This window comes from Bradyrhizobium sp. LMTR 3 (assembly GCF_001693485.1).
Taxonomy (GTDB): Bacteria; Pseudomonadota; Alphaproteobacteria; order Rhizobiales; family Xanthobacteraceae; genus Bradyrhizobium.
This window is the reverse complement of sequence record NZ_MAXC01000001.1, coordinates 267,427-293,580: the sequence shown is the minus strand read 5'-3', so window position 1 is coordinate 293,580 and position 26,154 is coordinate 267,427. Positions and strand designations below refer to the sequence as shown.

The following is a 26,154-nucleotide window of genomic DNA, read 5'->3' as shown; positions in this document are numbered from 1 at the left end:
CAGTGGCCTTTTCAGCCGCTACTTGGCGGGCGCCGGCGTCGGGTTGAAGTCCACCTTAGGCGCCGTCGAGATCGCCTTCTCGTTCTCGACCGCAAAATTCGGCTTTTCCTGGTAGCCGAACGCCATCGCCGTGAGATTGTTCGGGAAGGTGCGGATGCCGACGTTATAGTCCTGCACCGCCTTGATGTAGCGGTTGCGCGCCACCGTGATGCGGTTCTCGGTGCCTTCGAGCTGCGCCATCAAATCGCGAAACAGCGCATCCGACTTGAGCTGCGGATAATTTTCCGTGACGACCAACAGCCGCGACAGCGCGCTCGTGAGTTCGCTTTGGGCGGACTGGAATTTCTGGAACGCGGCGGGATCGTTCAGCACCTCTGGCGTGGCCTGGATGCTGCCGACCTTGGCGCGGGCATTGGTGACGCCGAGCAGCACATCTTTTTCCTGCTGCGCAAAGCCTTTTACGGAATTGACCAAGTTGGGCACCAGATCGGCGCGGCGCTGATACTGGTTGACCACTTCTGACCAACCCGACTTGACCCGCTCGTCATTGGTCTGGATGGCGTTGTAGCCGCAATTGGTTAGACTCAGCGTCGCCAGCGCCGCCAGTACGGTCCAAATTCTGCGCATCGAACTCTCCCAAAGGAAAGTTCAACGCCAACCCATCTGATTGGTTGCGTCTGGCATGCAAGGCGCGAGCCTGCTCAGGTTCATTTTGCAGCCCGATGGCCCTTGCCTATCATTCGCCGAAATAACAACATGGCCCGATAATAATAATTGAGGGAGGGCCGATTGACCGCTTTCGAAACCATCGTCGTGGAGCGGCCGGAGCCGCGCATCGCGCGGATCGTGATGAACCGGCCCGAGGCGCGCAACGCGCAGAACCTGCAGATGACCTACGACCTCAACACCGCCTTCGACCAGGCGGTGCAGGACGACGCGGTCAAGGTCATCGTTCTCGCCGGCAACGGCCCGCATTTTTCGTCAGGGCATGACCTGCGCCCCGGGGCTAAGAATGCTGCGGGCGTGGATTTTCCGCCGGTTGGAAATTGGGGCGGGTTCGCCGAACCCAACGCCCACGGCCGCTTTGCGCGCGAGCAGGAAATCTATCTGCAGATCACACGGCGCTGGCGTAACCTCGCAAAGCCGACGATTGCCGACGTGCATGGCAAATGCATCGCCGGCGGATTGATGCTGGCGTGGGCCTGCGACCTCATCGTCGCAAGCGATGACGCCGAGTTCTGCGATCCCGTGGTCACCATGGGCGTCTGCGGCGTCGAATGGTTCGTGCATCCCTGGGAGCTGGGCCCGCGCAAGGCCAAGGAATTGCTGTTCACCGCCGACGTCTGGAGTGCGCAGGAAGCCCACCGGCTCGGCATGGTCAACCACGTGGTGCCGCGAGACGAGCTTTCCCCCTTCGTGATGAAGCTTGCTGAAAGGATCGCGGCAAAACCTTCCTTCGCGCTGAAGCTGACCAAGGAAGCCGTCAATCGCTCGGTCGATGTGATGGGACAGCCCGCGGCCATCGAACAGGCGTTCGCGCTGCATCAGCTCTGCCACGCACACAATCTTCAGGAATTCGGAATGATCGTCGATCCCTCAGGTCTTCACCCGTCCGTCCGGAAACCGGCGCAGGCCAGCTAAGAAAAAGGCAAAACAATCCGATGGACCTCACTTTAAGCGACGAGCAGCGATTGCTGCGCGAGAGTGTCGACCGCTTCGTCAAGGAGACTTACACCGCCGATCACCGCCGCAGCATCGCGAACGACCCGCTCGGCTTCAGCATGGATATCTGGAAGCAGTTCGCCGATCTCGGCTGGCTGGCGCTGCCGATCCCGGAGGCCCATGGCGGCCTCGGTGGCGGCGCGATCGAGATCGGTATCCTGATGGAAGCGTTCGGGCGCGGCCTTGTCTCCGAACCTTATCTCTCCACCGTCGTCATCGGCGCTTCGCTGATCTCGGAGTGCGGCACGGAAACGCAGAAGCAGGCGCTATTGCCGAAAATTGCCGATGGTTCACTGATTCTGGCATTCGCGCATTCCGAACGACAGGCGCGCTACGATCTCGCCAAGGTGGCTACGACAGCGAAGAGAACATCTGACGGCTGGCGTATCGACGGACAGAAGACCGCCGTGCTCGACGGCAACGCCGCTGGGCATATCATCGTCTCGGCGCGCATCGATGGCGGCAAGATCGGCTTGTTCATGGTGCCGCAAGGTGCGGCCGGCCTCACCTCACATGATTTCCCGCGGCTGGGTGGCGGCGGCCATGGCTGCGCTCGGTGCCGAGGCCGTCGGCATCATGCAGACGCTGCTCGACCAGACACTGGAATACACGAAGATGCGAAAGCAGTTCGGCCGGCCGCTCTCTGCCAACCAGGTGATCCGCCATCGCCTCGCCGACATGGCGATGCAATGCGACGAGGCGCGCTCGATGGCTCTGCGCGCAGCACTGATGGCCGATGCCGAACCGGTCGCGCGCAGCCGCGCTGCCTCGGGCGCCAAAGCCAAGATCGGTAAATGCGCGCGCTTCGTTGCCGAACAATCGGTGCAGCTTCACGGCGCGATGGGCGTTACCGAAGAGCTGGACATCGGCTCCTACTTCAAGCGGCTGCTCGCCTTCGAGACGCTGTTCGGCGGCAGCGCCCATCATTATCGCCGTCACGCCGCCCTCGGTGGCCGTGGCGTTGAGGCCTGAAAGGAACATACCCATGGATCTCACCTTCAGCGCCGAGGAGCGCGCCTTCGAACAGGAAGTGCGCGACTTCATCGCGGCCAACCTTACGCCGGAGATGAAGCGCGCCACCGCGCTGACGCCCTCGGTGTTCTCCGATCCTGATATCGGCATGGCCTGGCAGCGCGCGCTGCACAGGAAGGGTTGGGGCGCGCCGGGCTGGCCGGTGGACCATGGCGGGCCGGGCTGGACGCCGGCGCAACGCTGGATTTTTGAGGCCGAATGCGCCCGCGCCGGCGTGCCCAATGTGAACGTGATGGGCGTCAAGATGGTCGGCCCGGTCATCATCGGCTTCGGCTCGCCCGAGCAGAAGAATTTTTATCTGCCGCGGATTCTCTCGGGCGAGGATTACTGGTGCCAGGGCTATTCCGAGCCGGGCTCCGGCTCCGACCTCGCTTCGCTGAAGACCCGCGCCCTGCGCGACGGCGACGACTACGTCATCAACGGCACCAAGATCTGGACCACGCACGCCCACCACGCCAACCGGATGTTCGCGCTGGTGCGCACCAACGAGACCGAGCGGCAGCAGGACGGCATCTCCTTCATCCTGATCGACATGAAGACCCCGGGCATTACGACGCGGCCGATCCTGACCATCGGCGGAGACCACGAAGTCAACCAGGTGTTTTTCGACGACGTGCGCGTGCCCGTCGCCAACCGGGTCGGCGAGGAAGGCAAGGGCTGGACCTACGGCAAGTATCTGCTCGAGTTCGAGCGCGGCTCCGGCATCGCCTCGGCCAAGTTGCGCGATGCGCTGAAAACGGTTTCCGAGCTTGCCGAATCTGACGCGACCGGCCGCGCCATCGACGATCCCGACATCGCGGTGCGGATGTCGGAGATCGAGGTCGATATCGACGCGCTCGAGATGACGGAATTGCGCGTGCTGTCGGCCCTGCAGACCGGGCAAAATCCCGGCGCGGTGTCGTCGCTGTTAAAACTGCGCGTCAGCGAAATCCGCCAGGCGGTGACGCGGCTCGGCGTCGACGTGACCGGCAATGACGGGCTCTATGTCGAGCCAATGCGGCCGCTGTACCGGCTCAACGAGGCGTCGGGAATCCCCGAGGAGTTGCTGCCCGTCGTTCCGGAATATCTGAACGGCCGGGCGTACACGATCTTCGGCGGCTCGTCGGAGATCCAGCGCGATATCGTCGCGAAGATGGTATTGGGGCTGTAGGCACGAATACCCTCCCCTGGAGGGGGAGGGTCGGCACGCATCGCAAGATGCGTGACGGGGCGGGGTGATCTCTCCACTCGGGCACTGTTGGATGTGGAGAGACCGTCACCCCACCCCGCCGCTTCGCGTCGACCCTCCCCCTCCAGGGGAGGGTAAGAAGAACGCGCGATCTTTAACCCGCCGCCCTCGCATCCCTTATCGCCTGCCAGACCTTCGCCGGCGTCAGCGGCGTGTTGAGCTGCTTGATGCCGAGCTCGCTCAATGCATCCATCACGCCGTTGGTGACGCAGGGCGGGCCGCCGATGGCGCCGGATTCGCCGCAGCCCTTGGCGCCGAGCGGGTTGGTACGGCACGGCGCGGAATCATCCAGCGCCACCGCGATCGGCGGAATGTCGTCGGCGCGCGGCACGCAGTAGTCCTGGTAACTCGCGGTCAATAGCTGCCCTTCCTCGCTGTAGGCGACGCCCTCATAGAGCGCCTGCCCGATGCCTTGGGCGACGCCGCCGTGCACCTGGCCGGTCACCAGCATCGGGTTGACGGCAATGCCGACGTCGTCCACCGTGGTGTAACGCACCACCTTGCTGACGCCGGTTTCCGGATCGATCTCGACTTCGCAAATGTGAGTGCCGTTCGGCCAGCTCGGGCCGTCGACTTCGCCTTCGGAATCGACGGAGAGCCGCGCGCCATCTTCGTTCTTCGCGATCTCGAACAGGCCGATGCGCTTGTCGGTGCCGACCACCGTCAGCCAGCCGTCGCGGTATTCGATATCCTCGATGGACGTTTCCAGCACGTTCGAGGCCTTCTCGCGCGCCTTCTGGATCATGTCGTTCGTCGAAACCGCAACTGCCGTGCCGCCGACAAACAGCGAGCGCGAACCGACGCTGCCGAAGCCGGTGGCGAGATCGGTATCGCCCTGCACGACGTCGATCTTGTCCATGGGAATTCCGAGCGTATTCGACACCATCTGGCTGTAGGTGGTCTGCAGGCCCTGCCCCATCGCCATGGTGCCGGAATGCAGGATAATGCGGCCTTCCGCGGTCGCGTGCAGGCTGACCTTTTCGGTATGCGCGCGCCCGCCAGTCCATTCGATATAGCTGGTAAGGCCGCGACCGTAGAGCAGGCCCTTCTTCTTCGCCGCCTTCCTGCGCGCGTTAAAGCCGTCCCAGTCCGAAAGCTCGGAGGCGCGCGACAGCATGTGCGCGAAGGCGCCGGAGTCGTACACCTGCCCGACCGCATTGGTGTAGGGCAGTTGCGCCGGCTTGATGTAGTTCAGCTTGCGGATGGTACGCGGGTCGATTCCGATCTGACGCGCGGCGGCATCCATCAGCCGCTCGACGATGAACACCGCTTCCGGCCGCCCGGCGCCGCGATAGGCGCCGACCGGTGCGGTGTGGGTCATCACCGATTTCACTTCGAAATGCACCAGCGGCAGATCGTAGACGCCGGTCTGCACGAAGGGCCCGAGCACCAGCGGAATGATATTCGCGGTCCCCGACGAGTACGCGCCGGTGCCTCCGATCGAACGCACGCGGTAAGCGAGCACGCGGCCCTTGGCGTCGAGCGCGAATTCGCCGGTCGAGGTAAGGTCGCGGCCATGGGTGCCGCCGACGAACTCGTCGGTGCGGTCGCCGCGCCAGCGGATCTTCTTGTTCAGCTTGGTCGCGGCGTAAGCAACGATGCCGTCCTCGGGATAGAGGCTGGTCTTCTGGCCGAAGCCGCCGCCGATGTCGCCGACCAGCACGCGGACGCTGTCCTTCGGCCGCTTCAGAATGGATTCCGCGAGCAAGTCCCGGGTCGAGCCCGGCGTTTGCGACTGCACGTGCAGGATCAATCGGCCGGTCTTCTTCTCGATCTCGGCAATCGTCGAGCGAGGCTCCATGGCGGAGGGCACCAGCCGCTGGCTGACCAGGTCGAGCGAGACCACATGCGCAGCCTTGGCAAAGGCTTCCTCGACCTTGGCGGCATCGCCGTAGCTCATGGCAGCCACGACGTTGTCCGGCGCCTCGGGCCATACGACGGGTGCGCCGGGCTTCACCGCCTCGACAGGGTCGACCACCGAGGGCAGCACCTCGTAATCGACCACAATCGCTTCGGCCGCGGTCTGCGCCAGCACGCGCGACGTCGCAACCACGGCGGCCACAGCTTCGCCGGCATACCTCACGATTTCATGCGCGAGCAGACGGCGCGGCGGTACCGTCATCGGCGATCCATCGGGCCGCTTGAAGATCGCAAGCGTCGGAATGGTGCCGACATCGTCCTTGATCAGCTCGGTGCCGGTATAGATCGCGTGGACGCCCGGCATCCCGGCGGCATCAGTCGTATCGATCGAGACGATTTTGGCGTGGGCATGGGGCGAGCGCAGCACGTAGAGCCACAGGGCGCCCTCGTCGGGCTTGTCGTCGATGAACTGCCCCTTCCCGGTGAGCAGTCTCTGGTCTTCCAAACGCTTGACCGGCTGGCCCGCACCGAAACGCATATTGCCGGGAAGAATGTTCATCAGTTTGTCCTTAGCTTGTTCGGATTGAGCGGGGTTTTAGCGGTTTTTCGCCGCAAGACAACTATTCAGCCCGCTGCAACAAGAGAGCCGGCGCTGCGTGCGCAAGCACCGCAGCGGGGTACGATTCTGCCTTCAGAGGGGACCATTAGCCGCGGCCGATATCCACGATATCGACGTTGACATCGCGCGTTTCCGAACCGCGTTTCAACGTGATGCGGACGCTTTTGCCTGCGCCGACCTGCTCGATCTGGTCGGTCAGGTCGGAGAGCCGGTGAACCGGCTTACCATCGGCTTGAACGATCACGTCGCCGAGCGCGCCCGAGTTGAAATCGACGCCACGGATGCCAGCCCGTTCGGCCGGACTTCCGGGCGCGGTACGCACGACGATCACCCCTTCGACGCCCATGCGCGTCGCAACGGCTTCGCCGGCGGCGACGATGCCGATTCCCGGGGTCGGTACCCGACCATTCTTGATGAGTTCGGGCACGATACGATTGACGATATCGGCCGGAATGGCAAAGCCGATACCGGCGCTGGAGCCGGAGGGCGAGATGATGGCCGTGTTGACGCCGATCAACCGCCCCGCCGAGTCCAAAAGGGGGCCACCGGAATTGCCGGGATTGATCGCGGTGTCGGTCTGGATCACGTTGGCGATCTCGCGACCGCTGCTGGTCGGCAGCCGCCGCTTGAGCGCGCTGATGATTCCGCTCGTCAGCGATTGATCTAGTCCGAATGGGTTGCCGATCGCAAATGCAATTTGGCCTACCTTGAGGTCGTTGGAACTGCCGAGCGCCACCGGCGGCGGTAGCTGGCGCGGATTCCTGATCCGCAGCACCGCCAGATCGTAGTTCGGTGCAACGCCGACGATTGAAGCTTGGGCCACCTCGCCTGAGGCGAAGCGAACGGCCACCTCGCGGCCATTTTGCACGACGTGATTGTTGGTGACCACATGACCGCTACTGTCCCAGACAAAGCCAGTGCCGGAGGCTGCCGGGCCCGAGGTTGCCGGGTCCTCCTCTTCTTCAAAGGGATTAGCCATGGCGGAGCGCGCCGCAACCTGCACGACAGACGGCGAGACCCGCTCGAACAACTCGATGTTCGCACGCTCGGCATCAGACAGCGGCCCACGCTGGTCGACGGTTCGGGCGGTGGTATTGGTCCACGGGCTGTAGCGGATATTGGAGAGGGTAAGCGCCACCAGTACGGCTGCGATGGCGGCTAATGACAGCGCGAAGCGACGATTCATCGATCACTCACTTGATATCGATATCGCGCAAAGCGCGATGCGGAAGGTAAGCAGGCCGGGCATCACACCCACCAAACGTCCTTGCCGGACTAAAGTTTCTGAACTTTCAGAGACTTAATCATACGGCAAAAATCGACCGGTTGACGTGATTTATGCATGACGGTTTGTCGCGCAAGCAGCGCTGCCTGCGCTTGAAACCAAATCCTGCCGTTCTAATTGTTCTAAAGCCGTAGTCCGTCATTGCGCTGCCGGTCCTGATCGGGCGCCTGGCACGGCCATCAGGCAAAGGTCCCGATGCGGCTTCCTGCGACAGGGCGTCCGGAGTTGCGAGATGAACAACAAGACGCGTTTCAATATAGGATATGCGATCGCCGCCATCTTTGCTGTCCTCATCATTCAATATTTCGTTTCCACGGCGAGCCAGATCGCCATCATTCCCTACAGCGAATATCAGCAATTGCTGAAGCAGGGAAAGGTCGCGACCGTCGGCATCTCCGACCGCACCGTGCAGGGCACCTTGAAGGAGCCGCTGTCCGGCGGACAAAAGCAGTTTGTCACCACGCGCGTCGATCAGGAGACCGCGCAGGAGCTCGAGAAATACAACGTAAAATTCACCGGCCAGATCGAGAGCACTTTCCTGCGTGACCTGTTGTCCTGGGTCATGCCGGTGCTCCTGTTCTTCGGCCTGTGGTGGTACATCGCCAAACGCGCTGCAGAAGGCGGCGGCCTTGGCGGCGGGCTGATGGCGATCGGCAAGAGCAAGGCCAAGATCTATGTCGAGTCCAATACCGGCGTGAATTTTTCCGATGTCGCCGGTGTCGACGAAGCCAAAGACGAACTGCGCGAGGTCGTCGACTTCCTGAAAAATCCGACCGACTACGGACGGCTCGGAGGGCGCATGCCCAAGGGCGTGCTGCTGGTCGGTCCGCCCGGCACCGGCAAGACGCTGCTGGCCAAGGCGGTGGCCGGCGAGGCCAAGGTGCCGTTCTTCTCGATTTCAGGTTCGGAATTCGTCGAGATGTTCGTCGGCGTCGGCGCGGCGCGGGTGCGCGACCTGTTTCAGCAGGCACATCAGAAAGCGCCTGCCATCATCTTCATCGACGAACTCGATGCGCTCGGCCGCGCCCGCGGCATCGGGCCGTTTGCGGGCGGCCACGACGAGAAGGAGCAAACGCTCAATCAGCTTCTGGTCGAACTCGACGGCTTTGATTCACGCTCCGGCCTCGTCATCCTCGCCGCCACCAACCGGCCGGAAATTCTCGATCCGGCACTTCTGCGCGCCGGTCGCTTCGACCGCCAGGTGCTGGTCGATCGTCCCGACAAGAAGGGTCGCACCGAAATTCTCAAAGTTCATATGAAGAAAGTGCAGCTCGACTCCAGCGTCGATGCCGAGGCGGTCGCTGCACTGACGCCCGGTTTCACCGGCGCCGACCTTGCCAATCTGGTCAACGAAGCCGCGCTGCTGGCGACACGGCGCGGCGCCACTGCCGTCGCAATGACCGATTTCAACAACGCGGTCGAGCGCATGGTCGCGGGGCTGGAGAAGCGAAACCGGCTGCTCAATCCGAAGGAGCGCGAGATCGTTGCCTATCACGAGATGGGTCACGCCTTGATCGCGCTGTCGCTGCCGGGCGTCGATCCCGTGCACAAGGTGTCGATCATCCCGCGCGGCGTCGGCGCGCTTGGCTACACCATCCAGCGCCCGATCGAGGATCGCTTCCTGATGACCAAGGAGGAACTGGAGAACAAGATGGCGGTGCTGCTCGGCGGCCGGGCGGCGGAGTTGATCGTGTTCAGCCACCTGTCCACCGGCGCCGCTGACGATCTTCGCCGCGTCACCGACATCGCCCGCAGCATGGTGACGCGCTACGGCATGTCCGAAAAACTCGGCGGCGTCGCCTATGAGCGCGATCCCGGCAACTTCCTGGCCGGCGCCGATCGTCCCTTCCCCATGCGCGAGCGCGATTATGCCGACGAAACTGCTGCGGCAGTCGACGAGGAGGTTCGGGCTATTGTCGATCGGGTGTTCGACCGCGCGCAGGGCATCCTGAAGGCGCGCCGTGCGATCCTGGATCGCGCAGCGAAAAAATTGCTGGAGAAGGAAACCCTGGAGCAGAGCGACCTCGAAGCGCTGATGCGCGAAACGCCGAAGGAGGCGCTGCGGGCGATCTAAGCACGCCGGAAATTGTAGGGTGGGCAAAGCGAAGCGCGCCCACCATTCGCGACGGTGCGCTTGACGGTGGGCACGGCGCTACGCGCCTTTGCCCACCCTACAAGATATCGCAGGCTGCGCTTATCCTAGGTCGCGCAGCGCCGCCTCGACCACCTTGCGCTGCTCGGCCGTCAGCGCCGCCTGCGGCGGGATGGGATCGCCGACCGCGTAACCCTGGATGTCGAGGCCGGCCTTGATGCAGGCGGCCAGGTTGAACCGCGCAAAAGCTTCGTTGATGCGCCACAGCTTGCGCTGCAGCGCCATCGCCTCATCCCAGCGCGCCGCCCTGCAGAGATTGTAGAGCTCGACGCTCTGCCGCGGGATGATGCAGGCAGGACCGGCCATCCAGCCCACCCCACCGATCAGCATCACCGCCGCTGGGATGTGGGCGGATGCGGAGAACACGTGGATCGCCTCTCCACAGCGATTCATGATCGACAGCAGCCGGCCGGTATTGGTTGAGGCGTCCTTGATGTAGCCGATGCGCGGATGGGTCGCGAGCCGCGCGATCACGTCGAGCGTGAGATCGGAGCGCTGGAATTGCGGATTGGTGTATATCACGACTGGAATGTCGACCGCGTCGGCAATGGCGCGGAAATAGGATTCGACCTGCGCGTCGGCGACCGGAAAATACGCCTCCATGATCGCGAGAATGCCGACGGCGCCGAGCTTCTGATACGCTCTTGCCTGAGCCACCGCATCCGCCGTCGATGTCGAGGCGACGCCGGCGATCACCGGCACGCGTCCGTCAGCGGCTTCGATCGTGGCCTGCACCACGGTCGCGCGCTGCGCCCGGTTGAGATAGGCGAACTCACCAGTCGATCCTAGCGGCGTCAGCCCATGCACGCCCGCCTTGATGAGGTCGTCGCACAATCGGCCCAGCACCTCGGTGCGAATTTCGCCGGAAGCATCGATCGGTGACACGAGATAGGGAAAGACGCCGTGGAAGTCAGCCATGGAAGGAAAGCGCCTCAAGCGGGAAGTATATGCCATGGCTATCCGGAATGCCGGTCCAAGGCAACGTTTCGCAAACATCACGCGGGCTTGCCCTCACTTGCGTGCCTTGATCCAGGTATCGATCGCGGCCGCGCACACCGCTCCTGATACGACAATCATCACCGCGAGCATTGGCCGAAATAGCGCGCCGAGGATGCTGCCTCAATCAGCTTCACACGCGCTGCTATGCCAGCCGCTACTACGTGATGGTCATGCCGCCGCGTCACCAATCGTGAAACAGGCGTGAGCGGCCCGAAGAATGACCAAAAGATGTCCACAGATGTCCACAGGTTCTAACGATTTAACTCACGATTATTTCACGACTTTCTTTCCAATCTCGCCGAATTGATCAAGCGAGAGCAGTTCTGATGGTTGTGCAGAAGGTCGCCGACGCATCCTCGTTCCGAACTTCAGAGCTCGATACGCGCGCCTCTATTTCGTCGGCAACGCCTCCCGGCTTTCGTCATTTCTTCGGCACGCCCGCTCCGTCGCAGCGCTTCCGCGCCTTCGGTATCGATCCGCTCGAGTCTCCGTCACACCATGCAAAGCTTCGCGGATTGATGCATCGCCTGTCTCGGCGAATGGATGCCGCCATAAAATGGCCGTCACATCAGGTTCGATCGCTGGAACATTGGGAAAATCCCTCCATCCCATCGGGCTATACCTATCTGCTGCAGTTCATTGCGCATGATCTGGTTCACTCGGCGATTCCGCTTTCGGTGGCGGGCGGGCTTGGTCGAGGCACCACAAACGCCCGCCGTACTCCGCTTCGGCTGGAGACGCTGTATGGCAGCGGCCCGGTCGGATCGCCGCACATCTATGCGCTGGACGCGCCGAATGACGACCGCCGCACCAAGCTGCGGCTCGGCCGCATGCGCTGGAAGGAGAACAAGCCCGCGACCGGCTGCCCGTTCCGTGACATCGCCCGCGCACAGGCCGAGAATGTGACGGGAATCGACCGCAGCATTGCCGGCGTTCGCGCTGCCCTCACCGAGGCATTGGTCGCTGATCCGCGCAACGACGATCATGCCGTCATGTCGCAGCTCACCGCGCTGTTCGCGCTGCTGCACAACGGGCTCATCGACATCATCCGCCGCCATGAAGGCAATGCGGGGCCAAACGGCCGGTTCGGCGCCGCTTACAAACGCTTCCTGTGCGCGCGCGGCGCGTTGAAGGCGATCTATCACAACATCATCCGCAACGACCTGATGCGGCGAGTGCTCCATCCGGCGATTTACGCAAGCTATCGCGGTCCGGCCCCGCGGTTCATCGACCGCACCGATCCCGCAAGGAAAGCCACGATCGGCGATTGGGAAATACCGCTGGAGTTCTCGCATGGCGCATTCCGCTTCGGCCACGCCATGGTGCGACCAGAGTACCAGATCAACGACCTCTCTCTCCACGACCTCAACAACACGCTCGAAAAGAGCTCGGTAAATGACCCGGCCAACATGCCGCTCGACGAGACGTGGATGGTGCAATGGTCGCGCTTTTTCGAGATCAACGGTTCGACGCCGAATTTCAGCCGCCGCATCGGGCCCCATCTCAGCTACGGGCTTGGCAACGACCAGTTCTTTCCGGCGTTCGACGAAACGGAACGGGTCGGCCTGCTCTATCGGGACCTGCTCGGCGCCGGACTGGCGGGCATGTGGTCGGTTGACTCCCTGATTGCAGCGATCGGGAATCGTAGACCGAATTTCATCGCGCTGTCGCGGCTGCTGGAGGACCGCGACTACCGCGTCAATGAGCTTCGCGAATGGCTGGGTGCCGGGCGGGCATACGGCGCCCTGACTGATGACGACATCGAAACTCTTTCAAACGATCCGCCGCTGCCGTTCTTCATCCTGTTCGAGGCGATGCAACAGACGAAGGGCCTGCAACTCGGGCTGCTCGGTTCGATCATCGTATCGGAAGTGATATTCGGGGCGCTCTCAAGCGACCCGCAATCGGCCTGCGGCGGTTCGCTCGCCGATCAACTGGATCTCGTTGCCCGCGAATTTTACCTGGCGAACGTACTTAAGGACATTCCGGACATCTCAAACATGGCGCAGTTGGTGGAGTTCACCACTGAAATTGCCGAGCTGCAGCATGCCGTGCCAGCATTTCTGTGAGCGGAATTGTTCCGTCTCGCGCAACCCCGAGGAGTAAAACCATGCGCATCGAAAGGCTACAAGTAAGCAACCATGAGCGGTGGGGCAAACTGGTAAAGACCTGGGCTACCGGCACAAACTATCTTGAGGATGATAATACCTATCCGCTGCCCGAGACCGTGGAAGAATTCAAGGAGCAACTAGCCAAGGCTCAAGTATTCGCCACCGTGCCTGATCGCTTCAAGCACATCAAATTCGTGGCGCAGGAGCAGGACACGATCACAGTGAAGTTGCCACCGAAGGTGATGATCGAGGATTCCGAGGCGCTGCTCAACCAGCCCGGATCGACCTATCCGCTACCGCCGTTCTACAAGCGGCTGTTCAACGGCATCGATCCGGTGATCCCGGAGGAAGACAAGTTCAAGGTGCACGCCGAACGCATCGGCGACTACACGCTCAGCCTTTGTGCCTAAGCCAATCAGCTAAGCGGAAAGCTGGACGATACCGTCGACTGGAAGCCCTGCGCCACGCAAGCCGTGGCGGAGGGCGTCCCATCGCTCGCCGACACTGATCGGATGGGCCTGTAGAACCCAGCGCGTCACGGCCTCGTCGGTGGGGGCCAATTGTCCAACCCAGAAAGAGCGCAGCCCGTTCGCGAACCGCTGCGCCTGTTCCCGCGCCATTTCGCGCTCCCCCAGATAGAACAGCGCCGCCGCCCGCCACGCGGGCAGGATCGGCACGACGTCATGCGTGCGGTCATAGGCGTCGAGCGCGCCCGCATAGTCGCCTGTCAAGAAGCGGATGATGCAATGGTAACTCCATTCGAGATACGACGGCGCCGGTGACAGCGCGAGCGACTGCTCGGCTCGCTGCCGGGCCTGCTCGATCGAACCGCAGAACGCGTCATAGTGCGCGCTCGATAGCAACGTCCACGGATCGTTGTCGTTGAGTTCGCAGGCAAGCTGCATGTGCGGCGCAGCTTCGGTTTCCCGAAGGGCCATCATATAGGACCAGCCGCAGCATAGATGCGCCCTTGAATCGACGGGATCGAGTTGAACGGCGGTCTTTGCAAGTTCGAGTGTTGCCCGCGCCTTGTCGAGATCGCGGAACATGCCCGGATGCACGAAATGCTCGATGTTGTTCATCTGCACGAGGCTGCTGTAGCAGGGCGAGAAGCCCGGATTGTCGCGGATCGCATCGCGGAAGATGGCGACTGCCCGCCGCCAGCTTTCGGGATCGAACTTCGACATGAGGTTCTGTCCGCGCAGCCAGCGGTCATGCAGATCGAGCGACACGTCGGGCTCGCCGGCCAACCGCATCAACCGTTCGGTCGAGAGCTGCACGTTCAGCGAGGTGGCGATCCGGCGGATGATGCGCTGCTGTGTTTCGAACCAGTTGCCGAGGCCGAGCCGGAAGCTTTCGCTCCAGACGTAAATCCCGGTGGTATCGTCCCGGAGCACCATCACGATGTTGATTTCGGCACCCGCCTGATAGGCGGTGGTCTCGATGCAGTATTGCGGAGCCGTACCCGCCGGAAGCACGAGGGCCGCCGGAGGACGATCGACGACGCTCCATTCCCGGAAGCGCACGAGACAGGCCGCGAGATGCTGGGAGAACCCCTGCACCAGATGGCTGTGGTCCTCATCGACGCCGTGCATCGCAAAGGGCCGCAGCACCAGGCGCGTCTTGGCAGGCGCATTGGCCGGTGGCGGCATCGGGGCCACCGGCTGGAGAGCGGCCGCTCTGACCATCCTGACGGCGAATTCGTCATTCGCTGCCGATGCGGCCCGATCGGCGGGCGCGCGCTCCAGAATGCCGAGCTTGATGTTCGCGACGAGCTCTTCGGTGGCCGACGACGGCTCCATGGCGTAGTCGCGATCCAAAAGATCCCACAGCGCCTTGTAGATGCGCAGCGCGCCGGCGACATCGCCTTCTTCCGCATGCGCCCGCATCAGATAGCGGCAGGCATGTTCATGGGTCGGATCGAGATTGACGATCGCAGCGGCGATCCTCTTCTTGGCGTCGGCGGGAACGCTTGCGGAGGTCAAGCCTTCGTCGAGATTTCGCATCAGCCGTTCGTGGATGGTCTGCCGCTTGGCCAGCACCCAAACCCGGAATGACGGGTCGAGATCGTCCATTCCTTCGAGCAACCGCCCGTCAAGCTGCGGCGTATCGAGCAGCAGCGGGTGAACGCGTCCACCTTCAGCGAGTTGAATCACGCTTTCGATGTCGACTTCGATTCGTCCGACGTCGATGCCGATCATCAGCCGTTCCGCGACGAAGCCGTCATATCCGGCCTCCTCCAGCATCGACCGCAGTTCGCGCACGACCTGGCGCAGCGAGGCGCGCGCCTTTTCCTCGTCCGAACGACTCCAGAGCAGGCCGACCAGCCGTTCGCGGCTCTCCTGCTTCGATTCCAATAACGCCAGATAACTCAGAACCGCGCCAGCCTTACGGGTTCGCAGTTCGATAGGCCGGCCATTGAACCGCACGCCGAGCCGCCCAACCAGCGATACCGACAGGCGCGGGGCGCTTTCGGGCGCCACCGTGGCCTCGTCTGCTGTTATGGCGTTTGCGCTGACCGGCATGCAACGGTTTCCGGAACCGGTTGGTTAATTCCCGCCAGTCTATATCAAAGAGACACCCCCGGTATAGGTTGCGCCGCCGCCGGTTCGCGCCATCGCATCCTGCAGCCTGGCCGTGACGATTTCGGATGGCTCAAGTTGCAGGCCCGGGGCAATCACGCGGATCACTGGAATGGCAAAACGCGGGCGCGTGAGTTCGAGGTAGAACGTCTCGATTCCGAGCTTTTCCAAACGCTGTACGATCAATCCAAATATGACGCTCGCTTCAGTTGCCGGAAAGGGCGGGTGGGCCGCGCACTCCGCGACCGGCTGCAGCAATCTGCACTCGTCGGCATCGATCGCCGCGCGCTGCAGGTGGATGCGATCCTGTGCGTTGAGCGCGTCATCGCCGCGTTCACCGCGTTTGGCGGCGACGACGGCGTCGGCCAGTTCGAGCTGGCACATTTCCAGAATCGCCGAGCGGACCGCGGCCTCGAGGGACGGCCGCGCGGCGAGACCGAAGGCGAAGCCGGAACCGTCCGCCCGGCAGGAGACCGCAGCGACGCAGGGCACGCCGATTTCCGTCGTAATATCGAGCAGCCATGTCCGGCGTGGCACCGATGCGCCGTGCCGGACCTGCCGCAACAAACCTTCCGCCGCGATACCTGCTTCATGCTGCGGCGAAATCGATCGTGGCAACTGACCGCCTCGCCACCACAGGCTGGCAGCATCGCGCTCGATCAATTCCAACAGGCCATGCAGCGCTGCGGCGTCCCGCGACGGACCGGCTGCCGATCCGATGCTCAGCGGGAACGGCGGCGCAAACTCGCGCTGCGCTGGCGGCCGACGCAGGCAGATGTCCGCCGGAAGCAACACCTCGCCGCCGTCGGTCAGTCGCGTCGCGCGACACCAGGAAAGCGCTCGCTCCGGTTGCATGCGGCGCTCCGAAAGGGCTGCGACCAACTCCAGCGCCTTCGGACCGAGTTTTCCGGCCCAATCGTCGACGCCGGGTTTGAGCAACAGGTCGGTTCCGGTCTGCAATTGAGAGAGGTATTCGACGCCCTCGCCGATGCAGCTCTGAAACGCGTCCCGCAACGTCAGACCGACGCCGGAAACGCCGACTATCGGGCTTTCCTCATGCAAGGGATCGGCAAGCGCTGGATCGAATTGCGCGCCAAAGCTGATCAGGCCGGGCGCATCGGGCGAGGCCAGTTCGAACACGCGCGCAAATCGGGAAGCAGCGATCAGCAAATGAGCGCGATTGGCGAGCTGCGAATCAATCCCGTTGCCGGATTCCTCGGCATATTCCAGCGCCTGAAGGATGAGTCTGGCGTCGTGATCGCCGGCCGCGTCCACATCGTTGCCAAGAAGCAACGATGCAGCGCGCGCGAACAATTCCTGCATCGAATTTTCGGTACCGCTCACGGTGACCTCACGACTTGACGTGCAGACTCCGGACGTGAGGCCAGTCCGCCCTCGCCCTGGAGGAAACTTATGCTCGCGAAAGCCTTCGTCATAGCCATGGCAGCAGATATTGCTCGATCGGATTACGCCAAGCCGACCTTGATTCGTAGCCGCAGCCGTGAGTGGCTGATTGCCTGCCGTTGGGGACCGGAGGGTGAATATCTTTCGATTGCGACAGCCGGCCCGATCACGGAGCCTCTCGCATTGGTTGCACCGCAGGCGATCGCACCAATCCACAGCCTGGTCGGCGTGCTGGTTTCCGAATCGGAGACGCAATCCACCAGCACATTCCTGCTGGTGCGCCAGTTGCCTGCTGCGATCGAGCTTGCCGGCACGTTTTTTCCGGCCGACGGATACGTGCTGCTGCAGGATCACGGCGATGTCCATCTCGTTTGCAAGACGCGCTATTCGCATAGCTGCGGCTGGCTCGACGGCAAAGAGATCCGCAAGGACATTCCCGATCCGGCACCCTATTCTGCTGAGGCGATGTCCTGGCACATCGAAGCAACGCGCCGAGACTGGATCGGCGAATTCATTCCCGGCAGCAGGCCGCCGGAGCGGTTTGCGATTCGCGCGACCGGCTGAAGCCGCGATCGGACTAGAGCCTTTCGGTTCTGATTGAATCAGAACCGGGCTCTCGATTCTTGTTTTGACGCGTTTTCTTGACGCGAACCGGCATCCACCCCGGATCAAGTCCGGGGCAGGCTTTCGCTGGAAAACGCTCTAGGCAGAAACGGGGCGGCACGAGGTTGCCGCACGCCTTCTATGGAAGGCTATCCCCGCGAGGGAAACCTCCGCCGATCACCGCGATCGACAGTATTCAGCCGCGCAACCGTGGCTTCACCCCGGCCGTTCGATCGCAGATGCTTTCAACCAGCTTGGCGACGCGACGTCGCACGCTGGTCATTCGTGCAAGGCCTTGAGAACGCGCAAGGCGCCCGACTCTGCGAGCAAATAAACTGGTCAATTCAAGCCGGGAGATCCGGGCCGGGAAGATTCGAACAACTCACCGACCGAAACGCCGAGCACCGAAGCGATTTGCGCCAGTCGGCTCGCGCCAACCCGGTCGGCGCTCCGCTCGTATTTCTGCACCTGTTGAAAAGTCACGCCGATGCGTTCCGCAAACATGGTTTGGCTGATGCCGCGGTCGACGCGAAACATGCGAATCCTGGCGCCCACCATCGCATCGAGCGGGCCAGACTTCCTCGTCGCCATCGGCAAGCTCCGCAGCTATTCAAGCCGGGAGACCTTAGCACAACCTCAGGGAGACTCAGGCACTAGTTTGCGATCCTGGGAAGCAATTTTATCCGCTTCTCCTCGGTGACGTGCTCGATTGTCAACCGGCCCTTCGGGTCGATCGCCGCCTTCATGGCGGACGGGTGACCGGCTTCGAGGAAATGCTGCAGGGCGGCACGGCTCTCATCCGAAAGCGCAAACAGCCCGCGCATTAATTCAAAGAACCCAGGTTCCTCCGCTACATAGAGCAGCTCGCGCAATTCCGCGCCGGTATACTGTCCCAATGCCGTTATAAGCCATTCGGTTTGGTCATTCGGATCGCTCTCCGGCACGCGATTCAGATAGTAGACAACCGATTCCGCACTCATTTCATCCCCCGGTACCTCGCGATAGCTCACAGGCCGCCCGTTCGGTACGGCTTGCTGGCAGCTAACTCCCGAGCTTAACACTGCGTGGGCTCTCGTGATTTCAGCGTGATCGCAAGCGCAACCTGAAATTCCGTTCCGGTTCCAGGCTGTGCCGAACTGGTGCAGGCCGCGCAGCCGGGCGCAATATGCAATATTCTGCCGTCCCGTGGCGGTCCGGCATTTGCCCGTTAGACATCTCCCAACCGCCTCACGGCGCGACAATCAGAAAGCCTTTGCGATGGCCCGCTGGGCATCCTGCTGAATCGTCTTCAGGTGATTCTGGTCCCGAAAACTCTCGGCATAGATCTTGTAGACATCTTCGGTGCCCGATGGCCGCGCGGCGAACCATCCCGCCTCGGACTCCACCTTGATGCCACCGAACGATTGATCGTTACCCGGCGCCTGGGTCCGAATCGCGCTGACCGGTTCACCGGCAAGCTGGTGCATGTTGAGCTGCTCCGGTCCGAGTGCCTTTAGCGCGTTCTTCTGTTTTGGCGTCGCCGGCACGTCGATCCGCTCATAGAAGGGCACGCCGAGTTCGGCGGTCAGGGCCGCAAACTGCTGGCTCGGATCGCGGCCGGTGCGACCGAGCATTTCGGCGGCGAGCAGCCCCATCACCATGCCGTCCTTGTCGGTCGTCCAGACCGAGCCATCGCGCTTGAGGAACGACGCGCCGGCGCTTTCCTCGCCCGCGAAGCCGAAGCCGCCCGTGCCAAGGCCTTCGACGAACCATTTGAAACCGACCGGGGTTTCGACCAGCTTGCGGTTCAGCTTCTTCGCGACACGGTCGATGATCGAACTGGAGACGATGGTCTTGCCGATCGCGGCCTTGCTGCCCCATTGCGGCCGATGCGCGAACAGGTACGCGATCGCCGTCGCGAGAAAATGGTTCGGATTCATCAGCCCGCCGGTGCGGGTCACGATGCCGTGCCGATCGGCGTCGGTATCGTTGGCGAAGGCGACGTCAAATCTGTCGCGCATCTGGATCAGGCTTGCCATCGCGAACGGAGACGAACAATCCATCCGGATCTTTCCATCCCAGTCCGCCGTCATGAAGCGAAACGTCGGGTCGACGGCGTCGTTCACGACAGTTGCGTTGATCCCGTAATGCTCGATCAGCGGCTGCCAGTAGTGAACGGCGGCGCCGCCCAGCGGATCGATCCCGATTCTCACGCCGGATGATTTGATCAACGCCATGTCCACGGTATTGCCGAGATCGGCGACATAGGGACGGATGTAGTCGTGCAGATTCGTCGATGGCGCCTTGCGGGCGCGCTCATACGGCATCCGCGCAACGCCCTTCATGTCGGCTTCGATGTAGGTATTGGCAGCCTTCTCAACCCTGGCCGTTACGTCGGTATCGGCCGGGCCGCCATGCGGCGGGTTATATTTGTACCCGCCATCGTCTGGCGGATTGTGTGAGGGCGAGATGACAACGCCATCGGCAAGTCCACTCGTTCGTCCCTTGTTGTAACTCAGGATTGCATGCGAGATGACGGGCGTCGGCGTATAGCCGCCGCCCTCGTCAATCATGATGTCGACGCCGTTGGCGGCAAACACCTCTACCGCGCTTGCCAGCGCCGGCTCGGCCAGCGCATGGGTATCGATGCCGATGAATAGCGGACCGGTCAGTCCGGTCTCGCGGCGATAGTCGCAAATCGCCTGCGTGGTTGCCAGGATATGATTTTCATTGAACGAGTTCTTCAACGACGTCCCGCGATGGCCCGAGGTGCCGAACGCAACGCGCTGGGTGGGATCGGACGGATCCGGTTTCGATGCAAAATAGGCCGTTATCAACCGCGGTACGTTGACGAGGGAGGCGGGATCGACCGGTTTGCCGGCAGCGGGATTGGGGGCAGTCACATGACCTCACGGAATGGTGGTTTCGCCGGATTATAGGTGCAAGCGTTGGCCTGGGCAAAATCGGGCGTCACGTCAGCGCCGCAAGCCGATGCCACCTTCAGTAAACGCCGCGCTGCCGGGGCGGTTTCCTAACGCCTTGCGCAAATCGTCAGGCAACGCGATCGATTTGTGATCCACCAGCGAGATCGTCACGGTGACGGACCAAGCCCGCACCTGATCTTAACGAAGCAGTTTGTACCCCGCGGTATCGCGGTCCCAGGTGTCCGGAGTCTTCCCGGCCTCGCGCAGCGCGACCTTGCGTATCTTGCCGTTCTCGGTCAACGGCATCTCGGTGACGATGCGGACAAAACGCGGAATCGCGAAATAGGCGATCTTGCCCTCGCAATGGCTGATGATCCCGACAGGATCAAGCGCTTGGCCGGGTTCAAGCTGGACGGCCGCCGCAACCTCCTCCTCGCCGAGTTCGGACGGCAGCGGATAGATCGCGCAGGCAGCAATCGCCGGGTGCTTCAGCAACACCTGCTCCACCTCCCAGGACGAAACATTCTCGCCGCGCCGGCGGATCGAATCCTTCATTCGGTCGACGAAGCGATAGTGGCCGTCCGCGTCGCGCGCGACCCGGTCGCCGGTGTGAAACCACCGATTCCGCCAGGCTTCGGCCGTCTTGTCCGGCATTGCGAAATATCCCGTCGCAAACGCGAGCGGTTCGCGCGCGCGTAACAACAACTCGCCGGCCTCGCCGTCAGCCAGGGGTTCGTCCTCGGAGTTGACGATACAAGCCTCCACGCCTTCGACGAGATAGCCCATGGTGCCGGGGCGATCGGACGGGATCGTGCTCGCGAACACGAAATTCGTCTCGGTCGAACCATAACCGTCGAGCAGCGGCACGCCGAAACGCTCGAGGAACGGGCCGTGAAATTGGCCGGCCACGCCGCCACCGAGCGCGACACGCAGGAAATGCGCGGTGTCGTTCGCTGACGGGGGCTGTGCCAGCAACATCACGGCCATCGCGCCGAGGAGATAACCGACCGTTGCCTGATGTCGGCGCGCCGCGGCCCAGAAACCGGAGGCGGAGAATTTCTGTTCGAGCACGTAGGTGCAGCCGTTGAGGAGCGCCTGATAGAACGCGTTCAGCGCGTTGGTGTGGAACAGCGGCAGCGTCGTGAACAGGACGTCGCCTTCGCGAATGTCGAGCGCACGCGCCGAATAGACGCTCCACCAGAACATCTGCGCCTGCGGGCAGCAAACGCCTTTGGAAGGACCCGTGGTGCCCGACGTATAGAGGATCGCGACCGTGTCGCCCGGCTGCACCGGCGCGGGCGGTGTTCCAGCGCCGAGCGTCGGCAGCGGCGAGATCGATCCCGACGCGACCGGAGTTGCGGTGGCTTGCCCGATCGTCCAGATAATCTCCGGCGATGACACATCCTCTTCCAGCGTGTCGATGGCGGGCATAAAGCACGACTCGATCACCAGCAGCTTCGGCGTGGAGTTGCGCAGGATGTGGCTGAGCTGGATACCGCGCAGCGCGGTGTTGATCGGCACCGTGACGGCGCCCATCCAGGCGCAGCCGAGATAGATTTCCAGGAACTCCGGCCGGTTCGAGCACATCAGCGCGACGCGGTCGCCGGCGCGAATTCCGGCCTGCATCAGGCGGGCGGCCGATGCGGCGGCGATCGAAACCGTCTCGGCGTAGCTCCATCGCGTTTCGCCAAAGACAAACAGCGTGCGGTCGCGGTACCGCCCGGCTTGCCGTGTCAAAATGGTCGAGAGAATTCGATCCGCCGGCGGAAAACGCTCAGCCGCCTGCGGCCAGATCGACCCACCCCGCCGCTGCCCGGCCGCGCCGCCATCACCTGCCCGCATACGCACCTCCTACTTCCAAAGCTACTCTCCAAGATTCGCCGGGCAGGCCTGCGATAGATCGCTATTGGCCGGCAATATAGTTTAGGCTTAAAGTATTCGACGAGGACCGCTGCAGCAAGCGCTGCGTGCGGACTTCCGGTCACCTGCGTCCGGCGGCAGGACATGAATGGGAGCGACGCCCGCAATGAGTCTCAACATTCCGTATCGATCGCCATCCGATGCTTTCGCCGCCACGGCTGCAAGGCGGCCGGACGCGCCATTCCTGCTGGCGCCTGCGAGTGCGCAACTGCCGTACGCACCAGAAGGTTTCAAGATCGAATACGGCGCCTTTAGGTCCGAGGTCGAGCGTCTGCGTGCCGAATACGCAGCCGCCGGCTACGGACGCGGTGCGCGGGTCGCCTTGCTGCTCGAAAATCGCCCGGTCTTCTTCCTGCATTGGCTCGCGCTCAATGCGCTCGGAGTTTCGATCGTTCCGATCAATCCCGACGTCCGCTCTGATGAACTGTCCTTCCAGCTTGAGCTGTCGGAGGCCGACCTGCTCGTGGCGACGCTCGATCGCATCCATGTGACGAAAGATGCGGTGCTCGGCCGCGCCCGCCTGATCGATACCGATAGCCGCATTCCACCGTGCCAGACGAACGTCAGCGCCCAAAGCTCCGAGTTCAATGATGAATGCGCGCTGCTGTTCACCTCAGGCAGCACCGGCAAGCCAAAGGGCTGCATGCTCTCGAACCGCTATTTCCTGCAGGTCGCCGACTGGTACCTCGCGCAAGGCGGCGTGGCAGAGCTACGGCCAGACCGCGAGATCAACCTGACGCCATTGCCGATGTTTCACATGAACGCGCTCGGCTGCAGCGCCGTCGGCATGATGGTGCTCGGCGGCGCCGTGGTGCCGCTCGACCGCTTCCACGCCAATCGCTGGTGGCAGTGCGTCGCCGATAGCGGCGCGACCGTCGTGCATTGTCTCGGCGTCATCCCGGCCATTCTGCTGCAACTGCCTGTAACCGAAGTGGAACGGCAGCATCGCGTGCGCTTCGCCTTCGCGCCGGGCGTCGATGTCCGCCACCGCGCCACCTTCGAGGAGCGCTACCGCATCCCGATCGTCGAGGCCTGGGCCATGACCGAGACCGGCGGTGCGGCAGCGACGACCACCGCGCGTGAGCCCGCGGGGTTTGGCGCGCGCTGCGTCGGCCGGCCATCATCGGATATGGAGTATCGCCTGGTTGACGATCAGGGCTCCGATGTTGCGCCTGGAAAGCCCGGCGAATTGCTGGTCCGCGCAAAGGGTGACAATGCCCGGGCTGGCTTCTTCAGCGGATACCTGAAAGACGAGGAAGCCACCGAAGCGGCGTGGCAGGACGGCTGGTTCCACACGGGCGATCTGGTTTTCGACGACGAGGACGGGCTTCTGTACTTCTTCGATCGCAAGAAGACCATCGTGCGCCGCAGCGGCGAGAACATCGGCGTGCTCGAGGTCGAAAGCGCGCTTTACATGGACACGCGCATCGGCGGCTGCGCGGTGACGCCCGTTCCCGACGACATCCGCGGCGAAGAGGTTTTTGCTTTCATCGTGCTGAACACGGAGGTCGACGATTCAGCCGCGCTCGCGGCTTCGATCATCAAAACCTGCGCCGAACGCCTCGCCTATCACAAGGTGCCCGGCTACGTCGCGATCGTCGATGAGTTGCCGCTGTCGTCAACGCGCAAGCTCGCCCGGGGCGAGATCAAGACGTGGGCGGCTGCCGCCGTCAGCGCCAATCGCGCGATCGACATGCGGGCGCTGAAGGCGAAGCTGCGACACGCCTGAGCCGCGGGTGCCGACCCGGCAACTACGGCAGCAGCTTGTATTTCCCGTTTTCGATCTGGACCAGTATTCGCGCGCGGCTATCGACGCCGTGGCGGTCGGCCGGCGTATAGGTGTAGATGCCGTGCGCACCGACGACATCCTTGGTCGCGAACAGGGCTTCGCGTAACGCGTTACGGAACGCCGGCGTGCCGGGCGTCGCGCCGGTCGCCTTGGCACGTTTGGCGGCATCCATGAACACCAGCCAGCCATCGAAGGCATAGGGCGAAAACGCATCGGCCGGCGCCTCGCCATTGGCTTTCTCATAGGCCGCGCGGAATGCGAGCACGACCTTGCGGATAGGATTGCTCTCGGGAAGCTGTTCGCCCGCCGTCACGGGCCCGGTCGGGCAGATGATACCCTCGGCCGATTTGCCGGCAAGCCGCAGAAAGTCCGCGCTGATCATGCCGTGATTGCCGTAGAGCGGCCCCTTGTAACCGCGCTCGGATAGCGCGATCACGGGCAACGCGCCGGGTGTTCCTGTGCCGCCCAGCATGATCGCGTCGGGCCGCAAGGAAACTGCACGCAGCACCTGCGCAGTGACCGAATTGTCGGAGCGCGCGTAGCGTTCGTTGGCGATCACCTTGATGTCGGCCTTCTCGGCGCTCTGCAGCAGCGAATTATACATCAGGTCGCCGAAGGCATCGGAGAAGCCGATGAAGGCCACCCTCTTCACGTTGCGGCTCTTCATGTGATCGACGATGCCCTGGACGAGCAGCGGCGTCGGCTGCGGGGTTTGCACCACCCACGGCCCGCCCTCCCCGGCCGACACCGGCGCGATCGGCGAGACCGCTATCATCGGCACTTTCATCTCGACGGCGGCGGTCGCCATCGCCAGCGTCTGCGGCGCGCCTGACGTGCCGATCAGAAAATCAACCTTCTCCTGCTCGACCAGCTTACGCGCGTTGCGCGTCGACGCGGCCGGATCCGAGCCGTCATCGAGCTGGATGACGCGGACTTTTTCGCCATCGATCTCGCCGACATAGGCCTGGCCAGCGGCCAATCCCTTGGCGTTCGGCACGCCGATCGAGGACACCGGTCCGCTCAGGCCGGTAACAAAACCGACGAGGATTTCGGCATGCGCCGGCGCCACGGCGGCGAGCAAGAGCGCAGCGCCGATCAACAAAGTCTTTTTCTTGTTCATGGATGTCACTCGATGTCGACGAAAAGGTTCAGCCCTGCCCAGGTACCAGCGCCAGCACGCGCAACGGACTGCCGGAGCCATTCTGGATTTTGAGCGGCGCGGCCACGATCACTGCGCCGGTCGGCGGAAGCTGATCGAGATTGCATAGGCACTGCAGGCCGTAGCGTCCGCCGCCGTGAAGGAAATGATGCGCCGGATACGGAGGATCGAGATGCCCGGCCTGGCCGGCATCCGTCCCGATCGTCTCGGTGCCGAAGCCGATGACGCCGCGCTCCTCGACCAGCCAGCGCATCACGGCTGCATCCGGCCCCGGCGTGTGCGCGCCGTCGTCCTTCAGATTGGCGTAGTCGCGCCAACCTTTCTTCGACCAGTCGGTGCGCAGCAGCACCCAGTGCCGTTCCGGAATCCGCCCGTGGCTTTTTTCCCAGCCTTCGACGACCGGTATCGTCAAAAGGAAATCTGCATCCTTTGCGGCCTGCGCCGAGCAATCGATCACGCAGGCCGGCGCGATCATGTCGCGCAGCGGCAGCGTGTCGACTGCGTTGTTCGGCAGGTCCTTGCCGGTGAACCAGTGAATCGGCGCATCGAAATGCGTCCCGGTGTGCTCGCCGAAGGTAAGATTGTTCCAGTACCAGGCAGGACCATTCGCGTCGTAGCGCGAAATCTGCTGGATGCGGACCGGCGCGGCCTGACCAAATTCCGGCGGCAGCACGATGACGGGAAAGTCCGGGCTGAGCGTAAACGTCAGATCGACGACACGCACCGCGCCGGATGCAACCGCGCCGGCAAACTGCATGAGACTGTTGCTGTCCATTGCGCTTCTCC

19 protein-coding genes and 1 pseudogene are annotated in these 26,154 nt (G+C 62.9%); 8 read left to right on the top strand and 12 right to left on the bottom strand.

Going from position 1 to position 26,154, the window contains the following annotated elements:
* Positions 1-18: 18 nt before the first annotated feature.
* Entirely contained in the window at positions 19-627 is a 609-nt protein-coding gene (locus LMTR3_RS01370) for a LemA family protein (RefSeq protein WP_065743283.1), read from the bottom strand.
* A gap of 162 nt (positions 628-789) precedes the next feature.
* Here LMTR3_RS01370 and LMTR3_RS01365 point away from each other — a divergent pair, with 162 nt between their 5' ends.
* The 3 genes and pseudogenes from LMTR3_RS01365 to LMTR3_RS01355 all read left to right on the top strand — a co-directional run bounded on the left by LMTR3_RS01365 (position 790) and on the right by LMTR3_RS01355 (position 3,904).
* Positions 790-1,641, top strand: coding sequence for an enoyl-CoA hydratase (locus LMTR3_RS01365; RefSeq protein WP_065743282.1), 852 nt, complete (start codon positions 790-792; stop codon positions 1,639-1,641).
* A gap of 20 nt (positions 1,642-1,661) precedes the next feature.
* A pseudogene (locus LMTR3_RS01360) lies at positions 1,662-2,694 on the top strand (acyl-CoA dehydrogenase family protein).
* 13 nt (positions 2,695-2,707) lie between these two features.
* A complete protein-coding gene (locus LMTR3_RS01355) occupies positions 2,708-3,904 on the top strand; it encodes an acyl-CoA dehydrogenase family protein (RefSeq protein WP_065743281.1) in 1,197 nt (398 codons plus the stop codon).
* A 172-nt stretch (positions 3,905-4,076) separates the two neighbouring features.
* Here LMTR3_RS01355 and LMTR3_RS01350 read toward each other — a convergent pair whose 3' ends face one another.
* Together LMTR3_RS01350 and LMTR3_RS01345 are read right to left on the bottom strand one after the other, a co-directional pair.
* A complete protein-coding gene (locus LMTR3_RS01350) occupies positions 4,077-6,401 on the bottom strand; it encodes a xanthine dehydrogenase family protein molybdopterin-binding subunit (RefSeq protein ID WP_065743280.1) in 2,325 nt (774 codons plus the stop codon).
* 145 nt (positions 6,402-6,546) lie between these two features.
* Positions 6,547-7,647 carry a S1C family serine protease gene (locus tag LMTR3_RS01345; RefSeq protein ID WP_065743279.1) on the bottom strand — a complete coding sequence of 367 codons (1,101 nt, stop codon included), beginning with the start codon at positions 7,645-7,647 and terminating at the stop codon, positions 6,547-6,549.
* A gap of 331 nt (positions 7,648-7,978) precedes the next feature.
* Here LMTR3_RS01345 and ftsH point away from each other — a divergent pair, with 331 nt between their 5' ends.
* Entirely contained in the window at positions 7,979-9,820 is a 1,842-nt protein-coding gene (gene ftsH, locus LMTR3_RS01340) for an ATP-dependent zinc metalloprotease FtsH (RefSeq protein WP_065743278.1), read from the top strand.
* A 120-nt stretch (positions 9,821-9,940) separates the two neighbouring features.
* On the opposite strand, the gene LMTR3_RS01335 is transcribed toward ftsH, so the two are convergent.
* Entirely contained in the window at positions 9,941-10,816 is an 876-nt protein-coding gene (locus LMTR3_RS01335; RefSeq protein WP_065743277.1) for a dihydrodipicolinate synthase family protein, read from the bottom strand.
* A gap of 407 nt (positions 10,817-11,223) precedes the next feature.
* Between LMTR3_RS01335 and LMTR3_RS01330 the strand changes: the two genes are divergently transcribed.
* Together LMTR3_RS01330 and LMTR3_RS01325 are read left to right on the top strand one after the other, a co-directional pair.
* Positions 11,224-12,966: a peroxidase family protein gene (locus tag LMTR3_RS01330; RefSeq protein ID WP_065743276.1), complete on the top strand. Its 1,743-nt coding sequence runs from the start codon at positions 11,224-11,226 to the stop codon at positions 12,964-12,966.
* A gap of 41 nt (positions 12,967-13,007) precedes the next feature.
* Complete coding sequence (locus tag LMTR3_RS01325) at positions 13,008-13,418, top strand: hypothetical protein (RefSeq protein WP_065743275.1); 411 nt, start codon at positions 13,008-13,010, stop codon at positions 13,416-13,418.
* Between the two features lie 9 nt (positions 13,419-13,427).
* Here the strand turns inward: LMTR3_RS01325 and LMTR3_RS01320 are convergent, their stop codons facing one another.
* Together LMTR3_RS01320 and LMTR3_RS01315 are read right to left on the bottom strand one after the other, a co-directional pair.
* Positions 13,428-15,533, bottom strand: a complete 2,106-nt coding sequence (locus tag LMTR3_RS01320; RefSeq protein WP_065743274.1) for a BTAD domain-containing putative transcriptional regulator — start codon at positions 15,531-15,533, stop codon at positions 13,428-13,430.
* A gap of 39 nt (positions 15,534-15,572) precedes the next feature.
* Positions 15,573-16,934 carry a YcaO-like family protein gene (locus LMTR3_RS01315; RefSeq protein WP_176721799.1) on the bottom strand — a complete coding sequence of 454 codons (1,362 nt, stop codon included), beginning with the start codon at positions 16,932-16,934 and terminating at the stop codon, positions 15,573-15,575.
* Between the two features lie 69 nt (positions 16,935-17,003).
* Between LMTR3_RS01315 and LMTR3_RS38295 the strand changes: the two genes are divergently transcribed.
* Positions 17,004-17,558, top strand: coding sequence for a hypothetical protein (locus tag LMTR3_RS38295; RefSeq protein WP_028351060.1), 555 nt, complete (start codon positions 17,004-17,006; stop codon positions 17,556-17,558).
* A 378-nt stretch (positions 17,559-17,936) separates the two neighbouring features.
* On the opposite strand, the gene LMTR3_RS01305 is transcribed toward LMTR3_RS38295, so the two are convergent.
* The 4 genes from LMTR3_RS01305 to LMTR3_RS01290 form a co-directional block, all read right to left on the bottom strand.
* Entirely contained in the window at positions 17,937-18,155 is a 219-nt protein-coding gene (locus LMTR3_RS01305; protein WP_283809259.1) for a helix-turn-helix domain-containing protein, read from the bottom strand.
* A gap of 95 nt (positions 18,156-18,250) precedes the next feature.
* On the bottom strand, positions 18,251-18,607 hold the full coding sequence (locus LMTR3_RS01300; RefSeq protein ID WP_141686419.1) for a hypothetical protein: 357 nt from the start codon (positions 18,605-18,607) through the stop codon (positions 18,251-18,253).
* 231 nt (positions 18,608-18,838) lie between these two features.
* A complete protein-coding gene (gene pgm / locus LMTR3_RS01295; protein WP_065743270.1) occupies positions 18,839-20,479 on the bottom strand; it encodes a phosphoglucomutase (alpha-D-glucose-1,6-bisphosphate-dependent) in 1,641 nt (546 codons plus the stop codon).
* 219 nt (positions 20,480-20,698) lie between these two features.
* Positions 20,699-22,342: an ATP-dependent acyl-CoA ligase gene (locus LMTR3_RS01290; protein WP_065743269.1), complete on the bottom strand. Its 1,644-nt coding sequence runs from the start codon at positions 22,340-22,342 to the stop codon at positions 20,699-20,701.
* Between the two features lie 184 nt (positions 22,343-22,526).
* Here LMTR3_RS01290 and LMTR3_RS01285 point away from each other — a divergent pair, with 184 nt between their 5' ends.
* Positions 22,527-24,149: an AMP-binding protein gene (locus LMTR3_RS01285; protein ID WP_065743268.1), complete on the top strand. Its 1,623-nt coding sequence runs from the start codon at positions 22,527-22,529 to the stop codon at positions 24,147-24,149.
* Positions 24,150-24,171: 22 nt separating this feature from the next.
* Here LMTR3_RS01285 and LMTR3_RS01280 read toward each other — a convergent pair whose 3' ends face one another.
* Entirely contained in the window at positions 24,172-25,329 is a 1,158-nt protein-coding gene (locus LMTR3_RS01280) for an ABC transporter substrate-binding protein (protein WP_065743267.1), read from the bottom strand.
* Positions 25,330-25,357: 28 nt separating this feature from the next.
* Positions 25,358-26,143 (bottom strand): cyclase family protein, encoded by a 786-nt coding sequence (locus LMTR3_RS01275; protein WP_065743266.1) that lies wholly within the window; start codon positions 26,141-26,143, stop codon positions 25,358-25,360.
* Between the last annotated feature and the right edge of the window lie 11 nt (positions 26,144-26,154).

What these genes read in the sequence shown, in the direction of transcription:
- LMTR3_RS01285 (WP_065743268.1), top strand. Translation starts at nt 22,527, where the DNA reads ATGAGTCTCAACATTCCGTATCGATCGCCATCCGATGCTTTCGCCGCC.
- LMTR3_RS01355 (WP_065743281.1), top strand. Translation starts at nt 2,708, where the DNA reads ATGGATCTCACCTTCAGCGCCGAGGAGCGCGCCTTCGAACAGGAAGTG.
- LMTR3_RS01335 (WP_065743277.1), bottom strand. Translation starts at nt 10,816, where the DNA reads ATGGCTGACTTCCACGGCGTCTTTCCCTATCTCGTGTCACCGATCGAT.
- LMTR3_RS01320 (WP_065743274.1), bottom strand. Translation starts at nt 15,533, where the DNA reads ATGCCGGTCAGCGCAAACGCCATAACAGCAGACGAGGCCACGGTGGCG.
- LMTR3_RS01280 (WP_065743267.1), bottom strand. Translation starts at nt 25,329, where the DNA reads ATGAACAAGAAAAAGACTTTGTTGATCGGCGCTGCGCTCTTGCTCGCC.
- LMTR3_RS01370 (WP_065743283.1), bottom strand. Translation starts at nt 627, where the DNA reads ATGCGCAGAATTTGGACCGTACTGGCGGCGCTGGCGACGCTGAGTCTA.
- ftsH (WP_065743278.1), top strand. Translation starts at nt 7,979, where the DNA reads ATGAACAACAAGACGCGTTTCAATATAGGATATGCGATCGCCGCCATC.
- LMTR3_RS01345 (WP_065743279.1), bottom strand. Translation starts at nt 7,647, where the DNA reads ATGAATCGTCGCTTCGCGCTGTCATTAGCCGCCATCGCAGCCGTACTG.
- LMTR3_RS01325 (WP_065743275.1), top strand. Translation starts at nt 13,008, where the DNA reads ATGCGCATCGAAAGGCTACAAGTAAGCAACCATGAGCGGTGGGGCAAA.
- LMTR3_RS01350 (WP_065743280.1), bottom strand. Translation starts at nt 6,401, where the DNA reads ATGAACATTCTTCCCGGCAATATGCGTTTCGGTGCGGGCCAGCCGGTC.
- LMTR3_RS01275 (WP_065743266.1), bottom strand. Translation starts at nt 26,143, where the DNA reads ATGGACAGCAACAGTCTCATGCAGTTTGCCGGCGCGGTTGCATCCGGC.
- LMTR3_RS01330 (WP_065743276.1), top strand. Translation starts at nt 11,224, where the DNA reads ATGGTTGTGCAGAAGGTCGCCGACGCATCCTCGTTCCGAACTTCAGAG.
- LMTR3_RS38295 (WP_028351060.1), top strand. Translation starts at nt 17,004, where the DNA reads ATGCTCGCGAAAGCCTTCGTCATAGCCATGGCAGCAGATATTGCTCGA.
- LMTR3_RS01290 (WP_065743269.1), bottom strand. Translation starts at nt 22,342, where the DNA reads ATGCGGGCAGGTGATGGCGGCGCGGCCGGGCAGCGGCGGGGTGGGTCG.
- LMTR3_RS01305 (WP_283809259.1), bottom strand. Translation starts at nt 18,155, where the DNA reads ATGGTGGGCGCCAGGATTCGCATGTTTCGCGTCGACCGCGGCATCAGC.